We start from the raw sequence: 21880 nt of genomic DNA, 5'->3' as shown, positions 1-21880 counted from the left end.
TCGTTGCGCACAAGAGTGCGCAAACAGGCCGCCGCCCGCAAGGAAAAAGCGCGTGTCACGGTGTAACGGGGGTGCCGAAGGGGCCTAAGCCGCGCGGTGCAGGCGCGGCCCGGCCTTGGGCACCAGCTTGATGTTCGCCAGCCCGTCGATTTCCATCAGCCGGTCGGCCAGATTTCCGCCCAGCTTGAAGTCATTGCCGAGACTGACCAGCGGTGCTCCCTCGGCAGTTGTCAGTCTCGCCTGCACTTCGCCAAAGCCAGGTTGGCCCGGCACCAGGCACGTTGCCAGTTCCGACAGGGCGGCCTGATGCTGCACCTCCAGCGTCAGGAGCATCCGCTGATTGCTCACCACCCCTTCCAGCGGCCGCCCGCCGCGCACGGTGATACGCGGCGGTTCGTCGGGCGAAGGGCTGTCCAGCTCCACATTGAGCAGAATGCAGGTGCCCTCGGCGGCCCATTTGCGGAAGGATTCAACCAGTCCGTCTTCGAAGCACGCCGCGCTGAACTGGCCGGTATTGTCGGAAAAATCCGCACGGACGAAATCCTTGCCGCGCCGTGTCTTGCCGATATTCACCGCCTCCACCATCGCCGCCATCACGGCCTTGGTGCTGCCGCCAGTAGGCGCTCCGCCTTCCATCAGCGAGGCGTAGGACCGTGCGCCATTCGCACTTGCGGCCTCGCGGTAGGCGCTGACCGGGTGGGCAGAGAAATAGAAGCCGAAATTCTCGCGCTCTTTCGCCATGCGCTCGGCGCGGGTCCATTCCTCGGCATCTTTCAGGCGCAGCGTATCGGTCTGCGCCATATCGCCGCCAAACAGCGCCTCCTGCCCGCTCGACCGCTCGCGCATTGCGGCATCGGCGGTGGCGAGCAGCAGCGGGATATTCGCCGCCAGCTTTCCTCGATCGGGTTCCAGCGCGTCCAGCGCGCCGGCAGCGATCAGACCTTCCAGCTGCCGCGAATTCATCGAACCTTGCGGCAGGCGGTCGAACAGGTTGGCGAGGCTCTCGAAGGCCCCGTTTGCCTCACGCTCGGCGACAATCGCCTGCATAGCCTTCTCGCCGACATTGCGAATACCTGCGAGCGCATAGCGCACAGCATAACCCTCGTCATCGCGCTGGACGGTGAACTGGGCCTCCGAATGATTGATGTCGGGCGGTGCGACGACCACCCCGCCCTCGCGCCCCGGATAGCGCCGCGCATCGTCGACAAACACCGCTAGTTTCTCCGACTGGTGCAGGTCGAAACACATGGAGGCGGCGTAAAATTCCTCCGGATAATGCGCCTTCAGCCACGCGGTTTGATAGGCCAGTAGAGCGTAAGCGGCAGCGTGGGATTTGTTGAAGCCGTAGCCTGCGAATTTGTCGATCAAGTCGAACAGCTCGTTCGCGTCGTCCGCTTCGATCCCCGACTCGGTCTTGCACCCGTCAACAAACCGGCCGCGCTGGGCGTCCATTTCCGCCTGCACTTTCTTGCCCATGGCGCGGCGGAGCAGATCGGCATCGCCCAGCGAATATCCGGCCAGGATCTGCGCGGCCTGCATCACCTGTTCTTGGTAGACGAAGATGCCGTAGGTCTCCTCGAGTATCCCCTCCAGCTTCGGGTGCGGATATTCGATCGCGACTTCGCCTGCCTTGCGTTTGCCGAACAGCGGGATGTTGTCCATCGGACCCGGCCGGTAGAGCGAGACGAGCGCGATAATGTCTTCGAACTTGGTCGGCTTTACCGCCGTCAGCGTGCGCCGCATCCCTTCGGATTCCAGCTGGAACACGCCGACCGTGTTGCCCTGTTTGAGCAGCTGGAAAACCGCCGGATCGTCCCACGCCAGCGCATCCAGATCGACCTCGATCCCGCGCTTAGCCAGCAGGTCCACCGCCTTTTGCAGGACCGACAGCGTTTTCAGGCCGAGAAAATCAAACTTCACCAGGCCGCTGCTTTCGACGAATTTCATGTCGAACTGGGTCACCGGCATATCGGACCGGGGATCGCGGTAGAGCGGCACCAGCTTTTCCAGCGGACGGTCGCCGATCACCACACCGGCGGCGTGGGTGGAGGAATTGCGCGGCAGCCCCTCCAGCTGCATCGCCAGATCGATCAGCGCCTTGGTGTCGTTGTCGTTGTGATATTCGGCCTTGAATTCCGACGATCCGTTGAGCGCGCGCTTCAACGTCCACGGGTCGGTCGGATGGTTGGGCACCATCTTGCACAGACGGTCCGTGCGGCCATAGCCGAAGTCCAGAATACGCCCGACATCGCGCAGCACCGCGCGCGCCTTCATCTTGCCGAAAGTGATGATCTGCGCGACGTGATCGGCGCCGTATTTCGCCTGCACATAGCGGATGACCTCGCCGCGCCGCGTTTCGCAGAAATCGATATCGAAATCGGGCATGGAAACGCGTTCGGGATTCAGGAACCGCTCGAACAGCAGTCCGAGCCGGATCGGGTCAAGGCCCGTAATCGTCAGCGCCCAGGCCACCAGACTGCCCGCACCCGAACCACGCCCCGGCCCCACCGGAATGCCATTGTCCTTCGCCCACTGGATAAAGTCGGCGACGATAAGGAAGTAGCCGGGAAAGCCCATCCGGTTGATGATGCCCAGCTCGTAATCAAGGCGTTCGTAATAGACTTGCCGCTCTTCCTCCGGCAGTTCTTCATAGGCTGCAAGCCGCGCATCGAGACCGGCGCGTGACTGCTCGGCCAGCATCTGTTTTTCGCCCTCGATATCGCCCGCCAGACTGGGCAGGATCGGCGCGCGGCTGGGCGGCGCGAAGGCACAGCGCTGGGCAATGACGAGCGTGTTGGCCCGCGCTTCGGGCAAATCGGGAAACGCCTCTTCCATCATCGGCGCGGACTTCACGAAGGCTTCGCGGTCGGTTTTGGGCCTGTCTTCCTCGAATATCTTGTGACTGCTCGCGATGCACAGCATCGCGTCATGCGCTCGGTGGAAATGCGGGTCGGCAAAATTAGCCGGATTGCTGGCGACGAGCGGCAGGTCGCGGGCATAGGCCAGCTCCAGCAGCCCGTCCTCAGCAGCCATTTCGACGGCATTCCCTCGGCGAGACAATTCGACATAAAGCCGTTCGGTAAAGAGCGCCTGCAACCGGTCGGCATAAGCGCCTGCGTGGTCTGCCTGCCCGTCTGCAAGCAAGCGGGTCAAGCCGCCTTCTGCCGCACCGGTCAGCGCGATCAGGCCATCGGTGTAGCCTTCCAGATCGGCCAGGCTGACATGCGGCTCCAGCTCCAGCGGGCGCTCCAGGTGGGCGCGGCTGACCAGATGGCACAGATTGTCATAGCCCGCTTCGTCCTGCGCATAGAGCGGCAGGTAATCGATGGCCTGCTCCCCGCCGAAGCTCTCACCGCGCGCCACGCCCAGCAAGGTCCCGATGATCGGCTGGACACCCTCTTCGAAGCATGCCTTGGCAAAGGCGACGCTGCCATACAGGCCATTGCGATCGCAGATGGCGATGGCGGGAAAGCCGCGCTCCTTCGCAAGCTTTCCAAAGGCTTTCGGATCGACTGCGCCTTCCAGCATCGAATAGCTGGAAAGGACGCGCAAGGGAACGAAAGGTGCGAAGGCCATCGACACACTATGGGGCGCGAAAGCTGAGTCGGAAAGGTGCACGCCGGGACAAATTGGCCCGGCTGTGGATAGCGTTGAAGCGCCGCGCTACGCGCCGGCTTCGGCTTCGGCCTCGGCCTTCGCTGCGGCAATCTTCTTGCGCGTGTCGCGAATGCTCGACCACGCGCCATAGACGATGAGCGCAGCGAGGAAGATCCACACCCACACTGGAATATTGCGGCCTGCAATCGCGAGATAGAGATAGGCGGAAACGAAGAAGAACCCAGCACTCATGGTTGGCAAAACGGTGGAACGGCCCGCCTTCGCCCGCCGCACCAGCCAGCCGATGCTGAGGATAAAGAACGGGATCGCCCCGATATAGATCGCGCCGAAGATATACGGATTGACCCCGTATTCCGCGCCGAGCGAGAGAAACCACTGGTTGAATGTGTCTAGCATGATGCTCGGCCTTTCGCCCCCGTCGCCGATAAGGTTACAGCAGTTTCTCGATATGACGCTTCAGCGATTTAGGCGCGTCCTGCGGAGCGAAGCGGCGCACCACCTTGCCCTCCCGGTCGATCAGGAATTTGGTGAAGTTCCACTTCACGCCCTCGCTGCCCATCAGGCCCTTGGCCTCGCCCTTCATCCAGTCATACAGCGGGGATGCATCGGGCCCGTTGACGTCCACCTTGGCCATGAGGGGGAAGGACGTATCGTATGTCAGCTTGCAGAAATTGGCGATTTCCTCGGCATCTCCCGGCTCTTGCGCGCCGAACTGGTTGCAGGGGAAGGCGATGACTTCAAAACCCTGATCGACATATTCCTTTTGCAGGTCTTCCAGCCCGTCATATTGCGGGGTGAAGCCGCATTTGCTGGCCGTGTTGACCACCAGCAGGACCTTGCCCAGCTTCTCGGACAGATCGAGTGTCTCGCCGCTATTGGTCTCGACAGTGAAATCGGCAATCGTGGTCATAAAGCGGTCCTTGCTGACGCCGCCTTAATCCGCGGCGGGGCGATAGATAAAATCGAAGCTGGTGGCCCATGACAGGCCGTGATCCGTGGATGCTTCGCCGTGCTGGCGCACCGAGCCATCCTCCTGCGCGGTATAGGTCATTCTGACAAGGGCATCGACGCCGGGGCCGCCCAGATCCTCCCAATATCCCTGCAAAACCATTTTGCCTTCGGCTGGCCCGCCCACGAATTCGACGGCGCCGGGCGATTGACCAACCCATTTCTGGTGCCAGCGCCCGCTTTCGGGGTCGACATGGTTGAGGCTGGTGCCGCCCTCGCCACGGAAGGGCATCCATTGTTCGACAACGGCGCAACCCTTGTAGCGGCGCTCGATCAGGCTCTTCGCCACCTGCGTGTCCTGCCCAGCGGGATACACATCCCATTCGCCGACCCAGAAATCGAAGGCCGTATGCGCTGCGGTATCGCAAGCGGGCGCGGGCGGCGCTGCTGTCTGAGCTGTCGTGCCAGGCGTTTGAAACAGGAGGGCGAGCGGCATGGCGATGGCTATCATCAGCCGACCGTAGCCTCGCTTCGCCGAGGCGTCGCCTGTCCCTGTCGAGCGCTCTAGTCGTTTCGTGGAAAATCAGGGTGCTGGTAGAGCGCGGCTGCCTCGTCAGCCGAGTACTCCCGATCGCCCGCCTTTTCGATGACATAGGCTTCGCGATCATCACCGGGCAAAAGCATCAGATGCTCGATAATCTCGGCGAAAGAGCCTCGCTTCAATGACTTCGCTCCGTCGAGGACGCCGTCTCCATCGTCTTTGCGGTGAAGCGCCGCGCGGTCTTCCCAGTTAAGTGCGCCCGTATTGCCGGGTGTGCCTTCGAACGTGCTTGGATGATCGCTCATGAATATCTCCTTTGAGGGGAGAACGCACGAGCGCGGCTCGGTTTCCGGCTCTAGGCCAGCAATCCCTCATGCAGCCGCAGAACCCGGTCCATCTTGGCGGCCAGTCGCTCGTTATGCGTCGCTATCAGCGCTGCACTGCCCTCGCCCCGGACAAGGCCGAGGAACTGGTCCAGCACCTTGTCCGATGTATGTTCATCCAGATTGCCGGTCGGCTCGTCGGCAAGGACAAGCTTGGGCCGATTGGCAAGTCCGCGCGCGACAGCCACGCGCTGTTGCTCCCCGCCCGACAGCTGGCTCGGGCGGTGCTCCAGACGCGCCCCGAGCCCGAGGGCCACAAGCAGGTCTTCGGCGCGGCGTTCGGCATCGGCCTTGTCCACATTCGCCACCAATTGCGGAAGCACGACATTCTCCAGCGCGTTGAAGTCGGGCAGCAGGTGATGGAACTGATAGACGAAGCCCAGATGGTTGCGCCGCAGTTCGGTTCGTGCCGCGCTGTCGGATTTCTCGGCCGCCTGCCCGGCGATCACGATCTCGCCGCCAAAGCCGCCTTCAAGCAGGCCGACCGCCTGCAGCAGCGTGGATTTGCCCGAACCCGACGGCCCGAGCAGCGCGACAATCTCGCCCGGCTGAACCGCCAGATCGATCCCGCGCAGTACGTCGATTTTTACATCACCCTGCTGGAAACTGCGCTTCAATCCGCGCAGTTCCACCACTGGTTGTCCCGGCCTATTCATAACGCAGCACCTGCACAGGATCGGTACCGGAGGCCTTGAGCGCGGGATAGAGCGTCGCAAGGAAGCTGAGCACCAGAGCCAGCGTCACAATGCCGACAATTTCCATCGGATCGGTCTTGGCCGGCAGGGTTGTCAGGAAGCGGATCGAGGGATCCCACAGGTTCTGGCCCGTCACCACCTCGATCACCTTCACAATCGGCTGGCGGAAGAACAGCACAAGGAAGCCGAGGATCAGCCCCGCAACCGTGCCAATCGCCCCCACGGTAAATCCGGTTGTGACGAAGATTTTGAGCAAGCTTTTGCGCGTCGCGCCCATGGTCCGCATGATGGCTATATCGCGCGTCTTTGCCCGGACCAGCATGACCAGGCTCGACAGGATATTGAACGCGGCGACCAGCACCATGAAGCTGAGCGCAAAGAACATCGCCACCCGTTCCACCTGCAGCGCCTCGAATATGGTGGAGTTGATCGTCTTCCAGTCCGACACGATGGCGCGGCCCTGCAGGCTGGCGGTCACAGGCGCCATGATCTCGCCCACGCGGTCTGCGTCTTCGGTCGTCACTTCGATCATGCCGATGGTCTCGCCGGTCAGCAGCAGGGTCTGTGCATCGGGGATCGGCATGACGATGAAGGACTGGTCGTAATCATACAGGCCGACCTCGAAAATTGCGCCGACTTCGTAGCCGACTTGCCGGGGCACAGTGCCAAAGGGCGTCGTGCGTCCGGCCGGATTGATGATCGTCACCGTATCGCCGACCCGTGCGCCGATATTCTCGGCCATCCGAGCTCCGATGGCGACCACACTTGCCTCGGGCTGCACGCGGGCCATATCGCCCACCACAGTTTTCTCGCCCAGCTTCTCAATATCATCCTGCGTGTTACCGCGCACCAGAGCGGCTTCCACCCGCCCCTCATAGGTCACCAGCAAGGGCTGCTCGATCAGCGGGGACGCATCGACCACGCCCGGAGTTTCGCGGATTTCCTCCAGCACGTTTTCCCAGTCATCGAGCCGGCCGCCATAGGCCTGCACGATGGCATGGCCATTCAGGCCAACGATCTTGTCGAGCAACTCCGCGCGGAAGCCGTTCATGACACTCATAACGATCACCAGCATGGCGACGGACAGCATCACCACGCCCACGCTGATCCCGGCGACCAGCGCGATAAACGCCTCGCCCTTGCCGGGAAGCAGGTACCGGCGTGCAATCGTCCGTTCGAACTGGGTGAGAAACAAAGGGGGCAGACCCGCAAATAGTTTTCGGTTGATCGGTCCCATAGATAGGCGGGTCTGACTGCGCAATGAAGGGGTGATGCGCCATCCCCCGTGCTGGTCGCGTAATATGCCCGTGCCTTCAGTGCCACTTCCCGCGAATGATGCGGGCAAGCCTGTCCGCTAGGGTTGTAATCGAGCTGTAACATCGCCATTGGGTGCCCGTCCGAGCGGGGCGGCTGGCGCGGCGGTTTTATGTCGATTTCACATCCTTTCTATGACGAACATGGTGACAAACTGCGCGAAGAGTGCGGGGTATTCGGGGTCACCAGAGCCAATGATGCGGCGGCGGTAACGGCGCTGGGCCTGCATGCCTTGCAGCACCGGGGGCAGGAAGCGGTCGGCATCACCAGCTTCGACGGCACGCAATTTACCTCGCGCCGCGGCATCGGGCATGTGTCCGACAATTTCAGCACGCCCGAGGCAATCGCCGAACTGCCCGGCTTTATGGCGGCGGGCCATGTCCGTTATTCTACCACCGGATCGGGCGGATTGCGCAATGTGCAGCCGCTCTATGCGGATCTGGCCAGCGGCGGTTTTGCTATCGCGCATAATGGCAACATCTCGAACGCTTCGACCCTGCGCAGCGAACTGGTGCAGAAGGGCGCGATCTTCCAGTCGACCTCCGACACCGAAGTCATCATTCATCTGGTCGCTACAAGCCGCTACCCAACCTTGCGTGACCGGCTGGTGGACGCGCTGAGGCTGGTCGAAGGCGCCTATGCTTTGATCGTGATGACGCCGCAGGGCATGATTGCCTGCCGCGATCCGCTCGGCATTCGCCCGCTGCAAATGGGCCGAATCGGCGATGCGGTCACCTTCGCATCCGAAACAGTCGCGTTCGACGTCATCGGCGCGGAATTCGAGCGTCAAGTCGAGCCGGGCGAAATGATCGAGGTCGATCTGGAGGGCAATGTCACCAGCTTCCGCCCCTTCGGAGAAGCCCGCCCCCGCCCGTGCATTTTCGAGCATGTCTATTTCAGCCGTCCTGATTCGATTTTCGACGGACGCAGCGTCTACGAGGCGCGCAAGGCCATCGGTGCGCAGCTCGCACTGGAGAATCCGTGCAATGTCGATCTGGTCGTACCGGTGCCCGATAGCGGCGTGCCGGCGGCCATCGGATACGCGCAAGCCTCGGGCATCCCATTTGAATTGGGCATCATCCGTAGCCACTATGTCGGCCGGACTTTCATCCAGCCCTCCGATACGGCGCGCCATTCGGGCGTGAAGCGCAAGCACAATGCCAATCGCGGCCTGGTGGAAGGCAAGCGGATCGTGCTGATCGACGACAGCATCGTGCGCGGCACCACCAGCCTGAAGATCGTCGAAATGATGCGCGAGGCAGGCGCGAGCGAAGTGCATTTCCGCGTGGCCAGCCCGCCGACCGCGCATAGCTGTTACTATGGCGTCGACACGCCCGAACGCTCCAAATTGCTGGCTGCCCGCATGGATGTGGAGCCGATGCGCGAGTTTATTCAGGCCGACAGCCTCGCGTTCATCTCCATCGATGGTCTCTACCGCGCGGTGGGCGAGGAACCGCGCAATGGCGGGTGCCCGCAATTCTGCGATGCCTGCTTCACGGGCGATTATCCGACCTCGCTGACCGATCTGGCGAACAAGACAGTCGGCGATGCGCAGCTCTCCTTCCCGGTTAAAGAAGACGCGTAAATGGCTGATACCAAGGACCTGTCGGGCAAACTGGCCGTCGTCACCGGCGCATCGCGCGGCATAGGGGCAGCCACGGCCAAGGCGCTGGCCGCCAGGGGCGTGCATGTCATCTTGACCGCGCGCGATGTGAAAGCGCTGGAAGAGGTTGAAGACGCAATTCATGCAAGCGGCGGTAATTCCACCATTGCGCCTGTTGATCTCACCGAAGTGGACGGCGTTGCACGCCTCGCCACGGCCATACGCGGCCGCTGGGACACGCTCGACTATCTCGTGATTTCCGGTGCTTACCTGCCGCACCTTACGCCGGTTACGCAGATCGATGCGAAGCAGTTCGGGCAGGCGATGACGATCAATGTCATGGCCACGCAGGCGCTCCTTGCCAATTTCGATGCTCTGCTCAAACGGTCGGACGATGCGGTGGTGGTTGGCCTCACCAGCAGCGTGGGAGCCGCTCCGCGCGCCTATTGGAGCGGATATGGCGCCAGCAAGGCGGCCTTTGACAATCTCCTCAGCTCCTACGGCCAGGAGGTCGAGAAGATCGGCAACATCCGCGTCGCCATCGTCGATCCCGGCGCCACACGCACGGCAATGCGGGAAAAGGCCTATCCCGGCGAGGACCCGCAAACGGTAAAACCGCCCGAAGTCGTGGCCGACCGGATCGTGACTTTACTGGGCGAAAACTTCCCCAGCGGCCACCGCGAGAGGGTTAATTCCGCTTAGGGAATTATTATTACTACCGGGTAAGCGCCCCCCTCCAGAGTCCTCCCTGTCGCAAGGATATTCGCGCACGGGTTCACCCCGCTGCTTCATGCGCGGATTGGATAGGAGGCTTATCGGTGCTGCATTCTACCGATCGTTACGAAATCGCCGCGCAGGAAGATCGCTGCGCACCCCGTACGAAAATTGTCGTCCCGGCACAGATGCGTGCCAGTGGCGGCCGCGCATTCCAGACAGTGGTGCATGACCTGTCAATCAGCGGCTTCAGCGCATCGGCCATCAACCGGATGTATGTCGGCCAGATGTGCTTCCTGACGCTGCCCGGCCTTGAATCGCAGATGGCGGAAGTCGTCTGGTGGGAAAACTCCATCGTCGGCTGCGCGTTTCAATATCTGCTTAGCCCGATCGTTTATGACAACATCATGGCGAACCATGGCCAGCGGACGGTGTTTCGCAATATCTAGGCTGTCAGGTCAGGGGCGCTACTCAGCAGGACCGGCACCCGCCGCGATGGTGGCCATCAGGGCAAGCCGCTCCATGGATTGCGCCCGGTCGCTCGCCTTGGGCCAGTTGCTGAGCATCGCGACCACCAGGTTCTGCGACGGCACCAGCGTGATCGACTGGCCGAAGATGCCCTGCGCACCGAAATTGCCGCCGGGATAAGTCCACCACTGATAGCCATAGCCGAAGCCCGGCAGCCCCATCGCATCGCCAAAATCGACCTGCGGAGCACCGGCAGCAGAGAACCAGCCTTCGGGTACCACACCCTCCCCGCCCTCGAGCGCGAACTGTCCGATCCGCGCGTAGTCTCCCAGCGCCATCGACAGGCAGCACCCGCCGATATTGCGCATCGACAGATCGACCTGCCAGAACAGCGGCGAGGCCAGCCCAGCGGGATCGACCAGCTTGTCCTTGGCATATTGGGCCAGCGTTTTGTCGACGGCATTTTCCACCAGCACGCCGATCAGATTGGTCTCGCCGGTTTTGTAGACCCACTTCTCGCCCGCAGGCGCCTCGCGCGGGAGGGTCTTCATATATTCGACCACCTGATCTTCGCCCGCTGCAGGCTGCGTATCGAACATGCGCGCCACATCGCTGTTCGGGTCCGTGTAATCCTCGTTCCATTTCACGCCGGACGTCATGGTGGCCAGCTGCTCGACCGTCACATCGTCATAAGCGCTGCCGACAAGGCCGGGGATGTATTTGGACACCGGATCATCGAGCGAGGCGACGAAACCGTCCTTCACCGCCGCACCCAGCAGGGTGGAGGTCAGGCTTTTCGCGACCGAGAAGCTGGTCCAGCGCTGCCCTCGTCCGAAATCCATCCCGTATTGCTCATGGCGTATCTTGCCGTTTTGCAGGACCATGATCCCGGCGATATCGCCGCGCGCCATATAGGCCTCGATCGCCGCAACGGTCGCCGCAGGAAGCGCTTCACCGGCGGAAAGAACGCGCGGATTCTCCGATGGCGCGACCTCATAGCCGGGGAAAAAATCCTCCATCCGCCGGAAATTCGCCGCGCGGGTCGCATCGTCCCATGCAAGGACCGCCGCGCCCTCCAGATCGATCCCGCCTTCGGGCATGGAAAACGTGACGGGACCAGTTTCGACCTCGGCTGTGGCAGCCGTCCCGGAAGGAGCGACCGACGCTGCGGCAGCGACGGTTTCAGGTTCGCTGTAAGCAGCAGCACATCCGGACAATGCGAGGGCAGCCAGCAGGCTCGGCACAAAAGCTTTTCTCATCGTCACTCTCCCAAAAGGTCTATTGTTCTTTCACCAGCGTCACCTGATGCACGTCGATGCCGCCACCGCGAAAGCCGCCTTCGCAATACATCAGGTAATAGCGCCACAGATCGATAAAGCGCGCATCGAAGCCGGTGGGCAAGCGCCCTTCCCGCACGGCCGCATCGAAATTGTCGCGCCATGTCTCGAGCGTCCGGGCATAATCGAGCCCGAAATTGTGCTGATCCTGCCAGACCAGTCCACGTTCTTCGGCCAGCTGGCAAAATTCCGGCGTGTTGATCAGCAATCCACCGGGGAAGATATAGGCCTGGATGAAGTCGGCGCTGGCGGCGTAATCCTCGAACAGATCATCGCGGTAGGAGATATACTGGATCGCCGCGCGCCCGCCCGGTTTCAGATTGCGCGCCACGCAGTCCATGAATGTGGGCCAATATTCGCGGCCCAGAGCCTCGACCATTTCCACACTGACGATGGCATCGAATTGGCCCTCGACATCGCGGTAATCCTGCTTGCGGTACTCCGGACCGGGGTTGTGGTCTTGGGCCCATTTCAGCTGCTCTTCGGACAGGCTGATCGCAGTCACATCGCGGTCCTGCGCCTGCATGTGGCCGGCAATACCGCCCCACCCGCAGCCGATTTCCAGCACCGACCTCGCGCCCTCGATCCGGTCTTCCAGCGCCTGCCACTTGGCGATTTGCGCTGCCGTCATCGCCTGATCCGGCTCGCGGTAGAGCGCGCTGGAATAGGCCATCGTCTCTTCCAGCCACGCGGCGTAGAAATCATTGCCCAGATCGTAATGCGCGGAGATGTTTTTCTGCGCGCCCTCGGGCGTATTGCGATTGAACAGATGCGCCAGCTTCAGCGCATGGCGGAACGGCCCCTTGGCGCGCGCGGTATCGCCCAACGCTTGCGCATGCTGCACGAACAGAGCGAACAGCGGCACCGGATCTGGGCTCCACCACTCCCCCGCTTCCCATGCCTGATAGAGGCCGACCGAGCCGTTGCTGGCAATCCGCACCAAAGCATTCCAGCTGCGCAATTCGAACACGCATTCAAAGCCCGGCGCCCGCCCGCCCAATATGCGCGGCGTGCCATCGGGCAGCGTGCCGTGGATCGCCCCGCTGACCAGAGCCGCGTCGATCCGGTCGAGCATCTTGTTGAGCGCCGGCGATGCCAGACGAGCGACCAGTCCGGGCTTACGGGCAAAGCGCTGCGCGCCGTCGATCAGTCCGCCGCCACGGTTTTCGCTAAGTGTTTCTTGAGCCTGCGTCGCCATCGCAAGTGCCTATGGCGCGGTGAGCGGCATGCGGCAAGCTAGCCGTCCTTCATTTGCCGGTATGCATCCAGCGCCCGCTCGCGCGCTTCTTTGTGGCCGATGCGTTTCGCTGGATAATCCCCGCGCTTGTCGTCCTCCGGGTCGTGGATCGCGCTATCGGAAAGGTCCCTCAATTCGGGCACCCATTCGCGGATATAGCCTGCCGCATCGAACTTCTCGCTCTGGCTGAGCGGGGCCATGATGCGCGGGAACATATTGCTGTCCACGCCCGTGCCCGCGACCCACTGCCAGTTCGCGCCATTGCTGCCGTAATCGGCGTCGACCAGCGTATCCCAGAACCAGCGCTCGCCATACCGCCAGTCGATCAGCAGATGTTTGATCAAGAAACTGGCCGCGATCATGCGTACGCGGTTGTGCATCCACCCGATATGCCACAGCTGGCGCATTCCGGCATCGACAATGGGGTAGCCGGTCTGCCCCTTTTGCCACGCCTTCAGATCGGCCTTGGCCTCGTCGTCCGATTCCGGGTCGCGCCACGCCATCGCATCAAACTGGTCGCGGTAGCTTTCCTTGGCATAGGCGGGGAATTGGCAGATCACGTTCTGGGCATAGTCGCGCCAGATCAGCTCCTTCTCGTAAGTGGCCCAGCCATCGCTGCGCTTATCCTTGAAGGCGTGCCAGATGCTCACCGGGCTGATCTCGCCCCAATGCAGATGGGGGGATAGTTGCGAGGTTTTGTCGGCGCTGGGCAGATTGCGGCCATCGTCATACTCGGTGACAGTGCCATCCCACCAATCGAGCCGCTCATGCGCGGCATCCTCGCCCACGCTCCAGTGATCGGAGAAACCGCCGGACCAGTCGGGTCTGGTCGGCAGCAAGTCCCAGTCCGCCAGATCGTCGCTGGCGGGCCATGTGTCGGGGGAGGAAATGGTTTCAGGCGCGGGCAATTCATCGCGCGGCGGGAACAGCGCCTTTGTCGCTTTCATGAACGGCGTGTAGATCTTGTACGGGTCGCCGCTGCCGGTGGTCGCGGTGCCAGCGGGGAGCAGGTAATTGCCGTCATGCAGCACCAGCTCGCATTCCGTGCCATCCAACGCGTCCTTCAAATCACCCTGAGCCTTGCGCCACCACGGCTCGTAATGCCGGTTCGCATGGATCGCGCCTGCGCCCAGCTCCTTGGCGATGGCGGCCAGCTCTTCGGCGCTGTCGCCACGTCGCAAGATGATGCGGCTGTTATGGCGGCCAAAGCTCTTGGACAAATCCTCCAGCGAATGATGCAGCCACCACCGCGAGGCTCCGCCATAGGCGTGGTCGCCAGTTCGCTCGTCATCCAGCACATAGACCGGCACCACCGGCCCCGCCTGCGCGGCGCTGAAAAGCGCAGGCTGATCCCTCATGCGCAGATCGCGCCGCAGCCAGACGATTTGTGGTTTGGTCATAATTAATCCCGCTCACCCTGAGCCTGTCGAAGGGTCGCCTTTCACTCCCCGCGCGGCACCAGAAGAAAGTGCGGTCCTTCGACAGGCTCAGGACGAACGGGCTATGAGGGGAACGCGCTTACTCGGAGGGCAGTTCCACGCATTCGACATCGGGCAAGGCTACGGTGAAACGGTCCCGCGCCATCGGATCGTAAAAGCGGGCGTCGCGGAGGAGAACGGAGCCGCCAGAACCGCATTCGACAAACGGAGTGCGTGCCCAAAACAGAAACGCTGCCAGCTCTCCATCGTTGCTTGCGATTTCAAAAGCCGATTTGGGAGGCGAACCCTGCCACTCTACGAAGGTAACCATCGCAGTAGAGCGAAGGTCGTGGTTCAAGCCTTTGGCCAGTGTCCATTCTCCCCAGAGCGGACGCGCGACTTCGGGAGGGGCTTCAGGCACATGCCAGATTATTTCCCGTTCCCAGAAAGCCAAGGGAAGCGGCGATGCAATTGCGGCCACTTCGGGAATGCGTTTGCTTGCATGGTTCTCAGCGACAGCCGTAATCGCCCCATTCATCCCGATATACGCCAGCGCCGCCGCTATCGCCACACGCCCGGGCCGCTTCCACTCCCCGCCCCGCTTCTCCTTGCGGAGCGACCACCACGTGGCGAAGCCCATCAGCGCCCACAGCCACACATCGATGATGAACAGCGTGTCGCCGTAGAACCAGCGGCTGGAGAACGGCTCCAGCAGGCGGATGCCATAGACATTCAGCCAGTCGAGCGCCGGGTGGGTCAGGCAGCCGATGAAGCTGAGCGCATAGAGCCATTTGAAATTGACCGGCAGCCGTCCCTCGGGCCGCTTCCCTCGGCTGGCCTGCCATCGGTCGAAACCATACAGCAGCCCCGCCAGTATCAGCGGCAACAGGATCAGCGCGGGCGGGCCGTGGGTTATCCCGCGGCGAAAGCCCAGATGCTCCTGCCCATCAAGCCAGAAGAAACACGCCGCATCCACATCGGGCAGGTTCGCGCCAATAATCAGCGCCGGCATGGCCAGCCCCGTCTTGCGCTTCAGCCCGGCCTGCCCGAGCAGCGCCCCAACGAGGGAGTGGGTGAGATTGTCCAAGCTGAGTTCCGGCCCGACCTATCAGTCCGTCGGATGCCCTTCACTGGCGTCCACCGTCCATGTCTGGCCGGTGCCGAGCAGCTTGGCGAGGTTGGCTTCCTTGCCTGCGCTCGATTGTTCACGCTCGGCGCTGACAGCGGTTTCGAAGGTCGGTGCGGGATCGTCGTACAGCACGCCCATCGGCATCGGGAATTCGCCGAATTCCAGCTCCGACAACAAATGCGCGACCATCTTGTCCTTCACATTGTGGACCCGCACGCCAGCAGTCTGCCAATCACCATCCACCACATCGACAACCTTGAAACCCAGCGTTTCGGTGTCCAACACGAGACCCTTCACCCCGCCGGATTTCTCGCTACCGAACAGCATCGGCTCGCCGTCCTCCAGCCAGAGTTGGCGGTCTTCGGAGCCCTTGGGCGCGGCGAAATCGTTGAACACGTCCTTGTTGTAGACGATGCAGTTCTGGAAAATCTCAATGAAGGCCGCGCCCTGGTGGCCGTGAGCCGCTTTCAGCACTTCTGGCAGTTTCTTCGACACATCGAACCCGCGCGCCACGAAACGCGCGCCAGCGCCCAGTGCGAAAGCACACGGGTTGGCCGGATAATCGACGCTGCCGATGGGGCTGGACGGGCTCTTGGTGCCAATCCGGCTGGTGGGCGACGCCTGTCCCTTGGTCAGGCCATAAATCTCGTTGTTGAACAGCATGATCTGCATGTTCACATTGCGGCGCAGCACATGGAGCATGTGGTTGCCGCCAATGCTCAGCCCGTCGCCGTCACCCGTGACCAGCCAGATATCGAGATCGGGATTGGCCAGCTTCACCCCCGTCGCCAGCGCAGGCGCGCGGCCGTGGATGGTGTGGAAGCCGTAGGTTTCCATGTAATACGGGAAGCGGCTGGAGCAGCCGATGCCGGAGATGAACACCGTGTTCTTCGGATCACAGCCCAGCTGCGGCAACGTGCGCTGCACCGCCTTCAGGATCGCATAGTCGCCGCACCCGGGGCACCAGCGCACCTCTTGGTCCGTTTCCCAGTCCTTGAGCGTGGTTTCGATTTTGGTCATTTCATTCATAGCACTTACTCCCCCAACCCGTTCGGGCTGAGCTTGTCGAAGCCCTGCACTTCAATTGTGTGCAGATCTCGAAGAAAAGGGCAGCCCTTCGACAGGCTCAGGGCGAACGGATGTGGGTGAGCGCACATGGGGCTCACATCTCCGGGCTAGGCAGCTGGTCATCATTGACCGCAACCTGACCGCCTTCGTTTCCGGGAATGTTGTCGAAGAATGCCGCGATGGCGTCTTCCAGTTCGGCGATGGCGAAAGGCTGTCCGCTGGTTTTGGTCAGCGGTTTGGCGTCCACCAGATACTGATCGCGCAGCACAGTCTTGAACTGGCCGGTGTTCATTTCGGGCACCAGCACATTGTCATAGGACCGCAGCAGGTCGCCCAGATTGGCGGGCAGCGGCCAGATGTGGCGCACGTGGATATGCGCGACCTTGCACCCCTTCGCGATGGCGCGGCGCACGGCCTGATGGATCGGGCCGTAGGTGCTGCCCCAGCCGACCACGGCGAGCGTGCCGGAGGTTTCGCCAAGGCACACCTCCTGATCGGGCACGGAGACGTTCAGCACCTTGTTACGGCGCGCGTCGGTCATCGTCTGGTGGTTGTCGGGCGCGTAGTCGATATGGCCGGTGCCTTCCGCCTTCTCGATCCCGCCGATGCGGTGCATCAGATCGGGCGTGCCCGGCTTGATCCACGGGCGCGCGCCCTTCTCGTCGCGGGCATAGGGGAGAAGCTCCTCGCCGTTCTTTTCTTCCAGGAATTTCGCCGGGAACGGGGTGAATGTGGCCGGGTCGGGCACTTTCCAAGGCTCGGCGGCATTGGCGATATAGCCATCCGTCAGCAGCATCACCGGGGTCATATACTGCGTCGCAATACGGCATGCCTCGATCGCGCATTCGAACGCATCGCCGGGGCTGCTGGCGGACACGACCGGCAACGGCGCATCGCCATTGCGGCCATAGACCGCCTGATAGAGGTCGCTTTGCTCGGTTTTGGTCGGGAGGCCGGTGGACGGCCCGCCGCGCTGGCTGTTGACGATGACCAGCGGAAGCTCGGTCATGATCGCAAGGCCCATCGCCTCTGTCTTCAGCGCAATGCCGGGGCCGCTGGAGGAGGTGACCCCCAAGGAACCTGCATAGCTCGCCCCGATGGAAGCGCAGATCGCTGCAATCTCGTCCTCGGCCTGAAACGTCGTGACGTCGAATTCTTTGAGCCGCGCCAGATGGTGCAGGATCGCAGAAGCGGGCGTGATCGGATAGCCGCCGAAGAACATCGGAAGCTCGGCCAGTTGCGCGCCGGCCACCAGACCCAGCGATACGGCTTCTGCGCCCGTAATGGTGCGATAAAGGCCGGGGCTGCTCTCGACCGGCGGCATGGCGAGTTGTTTAAGCGGGCCGGAGAGCTCCGCCGTCTCGCCATAAGCATGGCCCGCATCCAGAGCCGCGATATTGGCGTCGGCAATCTCTGGCTTGCGCTTGAACTTGTCCTTCAGCCACGCATGGATCGGGTCGCGCGGACGGTCGAACATCCATAGCGCGAGGCCCAGCGTCCACATGTTCTTGGAGCGCAGCGCATCCTTGTTGCCAAGGCCAAACGGCTTCACCGCCTCGATTGTGCGCTCCGAGATATCAAACGCCAGCAAGTCGAACTTCGCCAAGCTCCCGTCTTCCAGCGGATTGGTTTCGTATTTCGCCTTGTCCAAATTGCGCTTCGTAAACGCGCCCGTATCGGCAATGATCAGCCCGCCCGGTTTCAGCGAGGCGATGTTCACCTTCAGCGCGGCGGGGTTCATCGCCACCAACACATCAGGCGCATCGCCAGCTGTGTTGATCTCTCTGGAGCCGAAATTGATCTGGAACGCTGACACACCAAACAGCGTGCCCTGCGGCGCGCGGATCTCTGCCGGAAAGTCCGGGAAGGTCGCCAGATCATTCCCCGCAAGCGCGGTGGAGAGCGTGAACTGCCCGCCCGTCAGCTGCATCCCGTCACCGCTATCGCCCGCAAAGCGGACCACCACGGCTTCGGGTGCTTCGGTAATCTCTTCGCGGGGAGCCGCTTGGGTAGCCATAAATATTCCTGTCCATCCGCATCCACGCGGTGTGTGTTGGGCTGGCGACCTAGGTGCGCGCCGGCGGCTGGGCAATCAAGTTTTTCTGTGCCTAGTGTCCACAGCGGTTGAATTGCATGGCACACGCCCTCTATCGCAACTGGCAAAGCAACCAGTATTGGGAGAAATCAGATGGCCGACACCGAACATTTCGTGCGCGAGGACGTGCGCGGTTTCCTCGATATGCTGGAGCAAATCGGCGGAAAGGGCGTGGAGGAAGTCGGCGCCGTGATGGGCCGCGAACAGATGCGCGCCATGGGCGCGATTGCCGAAGCTCCTGCGCGGGAAATGGCCGTGCAGAAAGACCTCACCTGCCCCGGCCCCGCTGGCGACATTCCTCTGCGGTTCTACGATGTGAAGGAGAGCCGCGAACCATCTCCCGTGGTCATGTTCTTCCACGGCGGCGGCTTCGTGATCGGCGATCTGGAGGTGTACAACAATCTGTGCACCGAGATTTCGCATGTTCTCGATCTGCCGGTGGTATCGGTCGATTATCGTCTGGCGCCCGAACACCCCTTCCCCGCAGCGCCCGATGATTGCGAAGCGGCGAGCCGGTGGGTTGCCACCTCCCCCGCAGAGCTGGGCCGCGATGTCACAGGACTGGTGCTGACCGGCGACAGCGCGGGCGGTAATCTGACCATTGTCACGACCAACCAGCTGAGCGCCAAGCCTGCCGATGTGCCGGTGGTGGTGCAGGCCCCGATCTATCCGGTGGCGAGCGATGTCTCGAACCATGAAAGCTTCGCCAGTTTCTCCGACGGATTCTTGCTGACAGGCGCAGCAATGGCGTGGTTCACCCAGCAATATGCGGCCGACGATACCGACCCGCGCAATGTCCCGATCCTGGGCGATTGCAGCAACACCCCGCCCACCGTGCTGTGCACAGCGGGCCTCGATCCCTTGCGCGATTCAGGGCGGGAATATGCCGCACACCTGATCCAGCAGGGTACCGAGGTAAGCTATTTCGAATTCCCTGGCATCATTCACGGCTTCACGACCCTGCGCAAAGCGATGCCCAGCGGGCAGGCCGACGTTGAGGCGTTTCTGGGCGCGATCAAAGTCAAGCTGGACCGGATGGCCGCCTGAATATGACCGCTACGATTACAGCGTATCGCCTGTGCGCGGGCGTGATGCTGGCCAACCGGGACGGCAAAGTCTTTGTCGCCCAGCGGATCGACAGCCGCGGCTATGATGCGTGGCAAATGCCGCAAGGCGGCGTGGACAAGGACGAGGACCTTGAAGCGGCGGCCTTGCGTGAGCTGGCGGAGGAAACCGGCGTCTCGGGCGACAAGGTGGAGATCATCGGACGGATGGACGATCCGGTGCGATATGATCTGCCCGACGAGCTGATCGGCAAATTGTGGCGGGGCAAATATCGCGGACAGGAACAGCACTGGTTCCTCGCGCGGTTCATGGGCGAAGACAGCGATATCGATCTGGAAGCGCACGATCCGCCGGAATTTTCCACTTGGAAATGGGCCGATCCGGAGGAACTGCCGGATCTGATCGTGCCGTTCAAACGCGATGTGTATCGCGCAGTGGTAAAGGCATTTCGCGAGCTGGTTTAGCGCTCGTCAGTTCGACTGCGTGACCTGAGCGTCGGGCAGCACGGCCTCGGCGGTCAGAACACGCGGCTGCGGCCCTTGTGAAATGGTCGCCGCCAACTGCCGGGTCTCGGCGCAATTCGTGCCGCACAGCGATTGCAGGCGCGAGAGGTTGTTGCGCGCTTTCTCGACCGCGCCTTTCTCGACCAGCGCCTGACCCTCGCCGGCAATAGCAGCGAAATTGTTCGGGTCGCGGTCCAGCGCCTCGCGGTAATAGGCGATGGCCTTGCCCTGCAGCCCTTCGCGCCGCGCCGCCTTTGCCAGATCGAGATAAATCGGCGTGTAGGCGGGATCTACTGCGAGCGCCGCCTCGAATGCGTCAATGGCCTTTTGCGGCTGACCGGCGGCCAATGCCGCGCGCCCTTCCGCCACCAGCACCGCTGCGCGCGGAGCCGGATCGCGTTCCGCGCCATAGCCCACACTCGCCTGAACGGCGATTACCAGCGACAGGGCGGCGGCAGCAGGAGCGAAACGCATGCACAATTCCTTCAGCGAAGTGCGGGCCCTGGTCTCCGAAACGGGGCCATCGATAGGGTCGGCTTGGACCATAGATCAGCAGGCTAGCACGGCAAGGCTACACGGGCGATGAAAAATCCGTCGGTCCCGTCATGGAACGGTGTCAGGCGCATTCCTTGCCCGCGCGATTGTCCGGCAGGCAGCGGTGCGGGATCGGCCTGCCACCCCGGCGTGCGCTTCAGGAACGCATCGATCCTGTCGGCCCCTTCCTCTTCCAGCAGCGAGCAGGTGACGAATACGATCCGCCCGCCCGGCTTCACCAGTTCCGAAGCGATATCCAGCAATTTGTCCTGCACCCCGGCATAGCGGGCCAGCGCGCGGCTATCGATCCGCCACTTGGCCTCAGGCTTGCGCCGCAGGGTGCCGGTGCCCGAGCATGGCGCATCAACAAACACACAGTCAGCCATCCGGCGATACTGCGCCAGCGCGTCCAGCTCTTTGCCCGCATCCAGCAGGACCGTTTCGATCATGCCCGCCCCTGCCCGCTCGGCGCGCGGCGGCAATTTGGACAGGCGTCCCCGGTCGGTATCGCTGGCAATCAGCGTGCCTGAATTTTCCATGGCGGCCGCGAGCCCCAGTGTCTTACCGCCTGCGCCTGCGCACAGATCGATCACCGTCTGTCCCGGCTTCACTTCTGCGGCAAGACAGGCGATCTGGCTGCCGAGGTCCTGCACCTCTATCTGGCCTTCACGGTAGGCCGGCCATTGTTCCACCTGCGTGCCCGAAGGCAGGCGCAGCGCCTGCGCGATGGGCAGCGGCTCGGCTGCGACTGGTAGATCAATCGTCTCGCTGCTGGCCTTGAGCGTGTTGATCCGAATATCGAGCGGCGCGCGGTCCAGCAGAGCCGACTGCTCCTCCTCGCCCAGACCCGATGCGGCAAAGCGCTCCCCCAGCCAAGCGGGCACAATGCCGCCGTCCGCCGCCTTCTCGCGGCTGCCAATGGCGGGCGGGCCGTAATTGGAGCCGTCGAACAAGGGCGCGATGGCCGGATCGACTTCCGCCAGTCGGAGCATAGCCACACGGCCCGTTTTGGGCACGGGGCCACAAGCACGGATTGCCGCATAAACCAGCTCGCGCACGGCGCGCCGGTCCTTGCTCCCCGCATAACGGTTGGATTTCGCCCAATTGGCAATAATCCGGTCAGCGGGGGCGCCGTTCGACTTTGCCCCCTCGATCACTCCATCAAGAATTTCGATAGCCGCCTGAACGCGGGCTGCGGGGGTCATGCCCC

The 21880-nt window shown here is 62.4% G+C and carries 20 protein-coding genes; 5 read left to right on the top strand and 15 right to left on the bottom strand.

The window, feature by feature from the left end; translation table 11 throughout:
* Positions 1–84: 84 nt before the first annotated feature.
* From dnaE to ACFCW2_RS11555, 7 genes are all read right to left on the bottom strand, one after another.
* The gene (dnaE, locus tag ACFCW2_RS11585; protein ID WP_379546557.1) at positions 85–3576 is read right to left on the bottom strand and encodes a DNA polymerase III subunit alpha; all 3492 of its coding nucleotides are present in this window, start codon (positions 3574–3576) and stop codon (positions 85–87) included.
* Positions 3577–3663: 87 nt separating this feature from the next.
* Positions 3664–4014, bottom strand: coding sequence for a hypothetical protein (locus ACFCW2_RS11580; protein WP_379546555.1), 351 nt, complete (start codon positions 4012–4014; stop codon positions 3664–3666).
* Positions 4015–4048: 34 nt separating this feature from the next.
* Positions 4049–4528 (bottom strand): glutathione peroxidase, encoded by a 480-nt coding sequence (locus ACFCW2_RS11575; protein ID WP_379546554.1) that lies wholly within the window; start codon positions 4526–4528, stop codon positions 4049–4051.
* Positions 4529–4552: 24 nt separating this feature from the next.
* Positions 4553–5077: a hypothetical protein gene (locus tag ACFCW2_RS11570; RefSeq protein WP_379546552.1), complete on the bottom strand. Its 525-nt coding sequence runs from the start codon at positions 5075–5077 to the stop codon at positions 4553–4555.
* Between the two features lie 53 nt (positions 5078–5130).
* On the bottom strand, positions 5131–5412 hold the full coding sequence (locus tag ACFCW2_RS11565) for a hypothetical protein (RefSeq protein WP_379546551.1): 282 nt from the start codon (positions 5410–5412) through the stop codon (positions 5131–5133).
* 50 nt (positions 5413–5462) lie between these two features.
* Positions 5463–6146 (bottom strand): ABC transporter ATP-binding protein, encoded by a 684-nt coding sequence (locus ACFCW2_RS11560; protein WP_379546550.1) that lies wholly within the window; start codon positions 6144–6146, stop codon positions 5463–5465.
* Positions 6139–7380, bottom strand: coding sequence for a lipoprotein-releasing ABC transporter permease subunit (locus tag ACFCW2_RS11555; protein ID WP_379546548.1), 1242 nt, complete (start codon positions 7378–7380; stop codon positions 6139–6141). Before ACFCW2_RS11555 ends, ACFCW2_RS11560 begins: the two co-directional genes overlap by 8 nt.
* 231 nt (positions 7381–7611) lie before the next feature.
* Here ACFCW2_RS11555 and purF point away from each other — a divergent pair, with 231 nt between their 5' ends.
* From purF to ACFCW2_RS11540, 3 genes are all read left to right on the top strand, one after another.
* Complete coding sequence (purF, locus tag ACFCW2_RS11550) at positions 7612–9084, top strand: amidophosphoribosyltransferase (RefSeq protein WP_379546547.1); 1473 nt, start codon at positions 7612–7614, stop codon at positions 9082–9084.
* Positions 9085–9804: an SDR family NAD(P)-dependent oxidoreductase gene (locus ACFCW2_RS11545; RefSeq protein WP_379546545.1), complete on the top strand. Its 720-nt coding sequence runs from the start codon at positions 9085–9087 to the stop codon at positions 9802–9804.
* Between the two features lie 116 nt (positions 9805–9920).
* Complete coding sequence (locus ACFCW2_RS11540) at positions 9921–10265, top strand: PilZ domain-containing protein (protein ID WP_379546543.1); 345 nt, start codon at positions 9921–9923, stop codon at positions 10263–10265.
* Between the two features lie 18 nt (positions 10266–10283).
* Here the strand turns inward: ACFCW2_RS11540 and ACFCW2_RS11535 are convergent, their stop codons facing one another.
* From ACFCW2_RS11535 to ACFCW2_RS11510, 6 genes are all read right to left on the bottom strand, one after another.
* The gene (locus ACFCW2_RS11535) at positions 10284–11543 is read right to left on the bottom strand and encodes a serine hydrolase domain-containing protein (protein WP_379546542.1); all 1260 of its coding nucleotides are present in this window, start codon (positions 11541–11543) and stop codon (positions 10284–10286) included.
* 19 nt (positions 11544–11562) lie between these two features.
* Positions 11563–12819 (bottom strand): class I SAM-dependent methyltransferase, encoded by a 1257-nt coding sequence (locus ACFCW2_RS11530; RefSeq protein WP_379546541.1) that lies wholly within the window; start codon positions 12817–12819, stop codon positions 11563–11565.
* A gap of 38 nt (positions 12820–12857) precedes the next feature.
* Positions 12858–14258 (bottom strand): cryptochrome/photolyase family protein, encoded by a 1401-nt coding sequence (locus tag ACFCW2_RS11525; protein ID WP_379546540.1) that lies wholly within the window; start codon positions 14256–14258, stop codon positions 12858–12860.
* Between the two features lie 118 nt (positions 14259–14376).
* Entirely contained in the window at positions 14377–15363 is a 987-nt protein-coding gene (locus ACFCW2_RS11520) for a metal-dependent hydrolase (protein WP_379546538.1), read from the bottom strand.
* A 21-nt stretch (positions 15364–15384) separates the two neighbouring features.
* Entirely contained in the window at positions 15385–16434 is a 1050-nt protein-coding gene (locus ACFCW2_RS11515) for a 2-oxoacid:ferredoxin oxidoreductase subunit beta (RefSeq protein ID WP_379546536.1), read from the bottom strand.
* A gap of 133 nt (positions 16435–16567) precedes the next feature.
* On the bottom strand, positions 16568–18490 hold the full coding sequence (locus ACFCW2_RS11510; protein ID WP_379546535.1) for a 2-oxoacid:acceptor oxidoreductase subunit alpha: 1923 nt from the start codon (positions 18488–18490) through the stop codon (positions 16568–16570).
* 171 nt (positions 18491–18661) lie between these two features.
* Here ACFCW2_RS11510 and ACFCW2_RS11505 point away from each other — a divergent pair, with 171 nt between their 5' ends.
* Positions 18662–19615, top strand: a complete 954-nt coding sequence (locus ACFCW2_RS11505) for an alpha/beta hydrolase (RefSeq protein WP_379546533.1) — start codon at positions 18662–18664, stop codon at positions 19613–19615.
* Positions 19616–19617: 2 nt separating this feature from the next.
* Positions 19618–20097, top strand: a complete 480-nt coding sequence (locus ACFCW2_RS11500) for an RNA pyrophosphohydrolase (RefSeq protein WP_379546531.1) — start codon at positions 19618–19620, stop codon at positions 20095–20097.
* A 6-nt stretch (positions 20098–20103) separates the two neighbouring features.
* Here the strand turns inward: ACFCW2_RS11500 and ACFCW2_RS11495 are convergent, their stop codons facing one another.
* Positions 20104–20610 (bottom strand): tetratricopeptide repeat protein, encoded by a 507-nt coding sequence (locus ACFCW2_RS11495; protein ID WP_379546530.1) that lies wholly within the window; start codon positions 20608–20610, stop codon positions 20104–20106.
* An 83-nt stretch (positions 20611–20693) separates the two neighbouring features.
* Positions 20694–21875, bottom strand: a complete 1182-nt coding sequence (locus ACFCW2_RS11490) for an RsmB/NOP family class I SAM-dependent RNA methyltransferase (protein ID WP_379546528.1) — start codon at positions 21873–21875, stop codon at positions 20694–20696.
* Positions 21876–21880: the final 5 nt, after the last annotated feature.

This window comes from Qipengyuania algicola, assembly GCF_042492175.1.
In the GTDB taxonomy this organism is placed as follows: Bacteria; Pseudomonadota; Alphaproteobacteria; order Sphingomonadales; family Sphingomonadaceae; genus CAJXSN01.
Note: the sequence above shows the minus strand (reverse complement) of the source record. Positions and strands in the feature narration are given on the sequence as shown.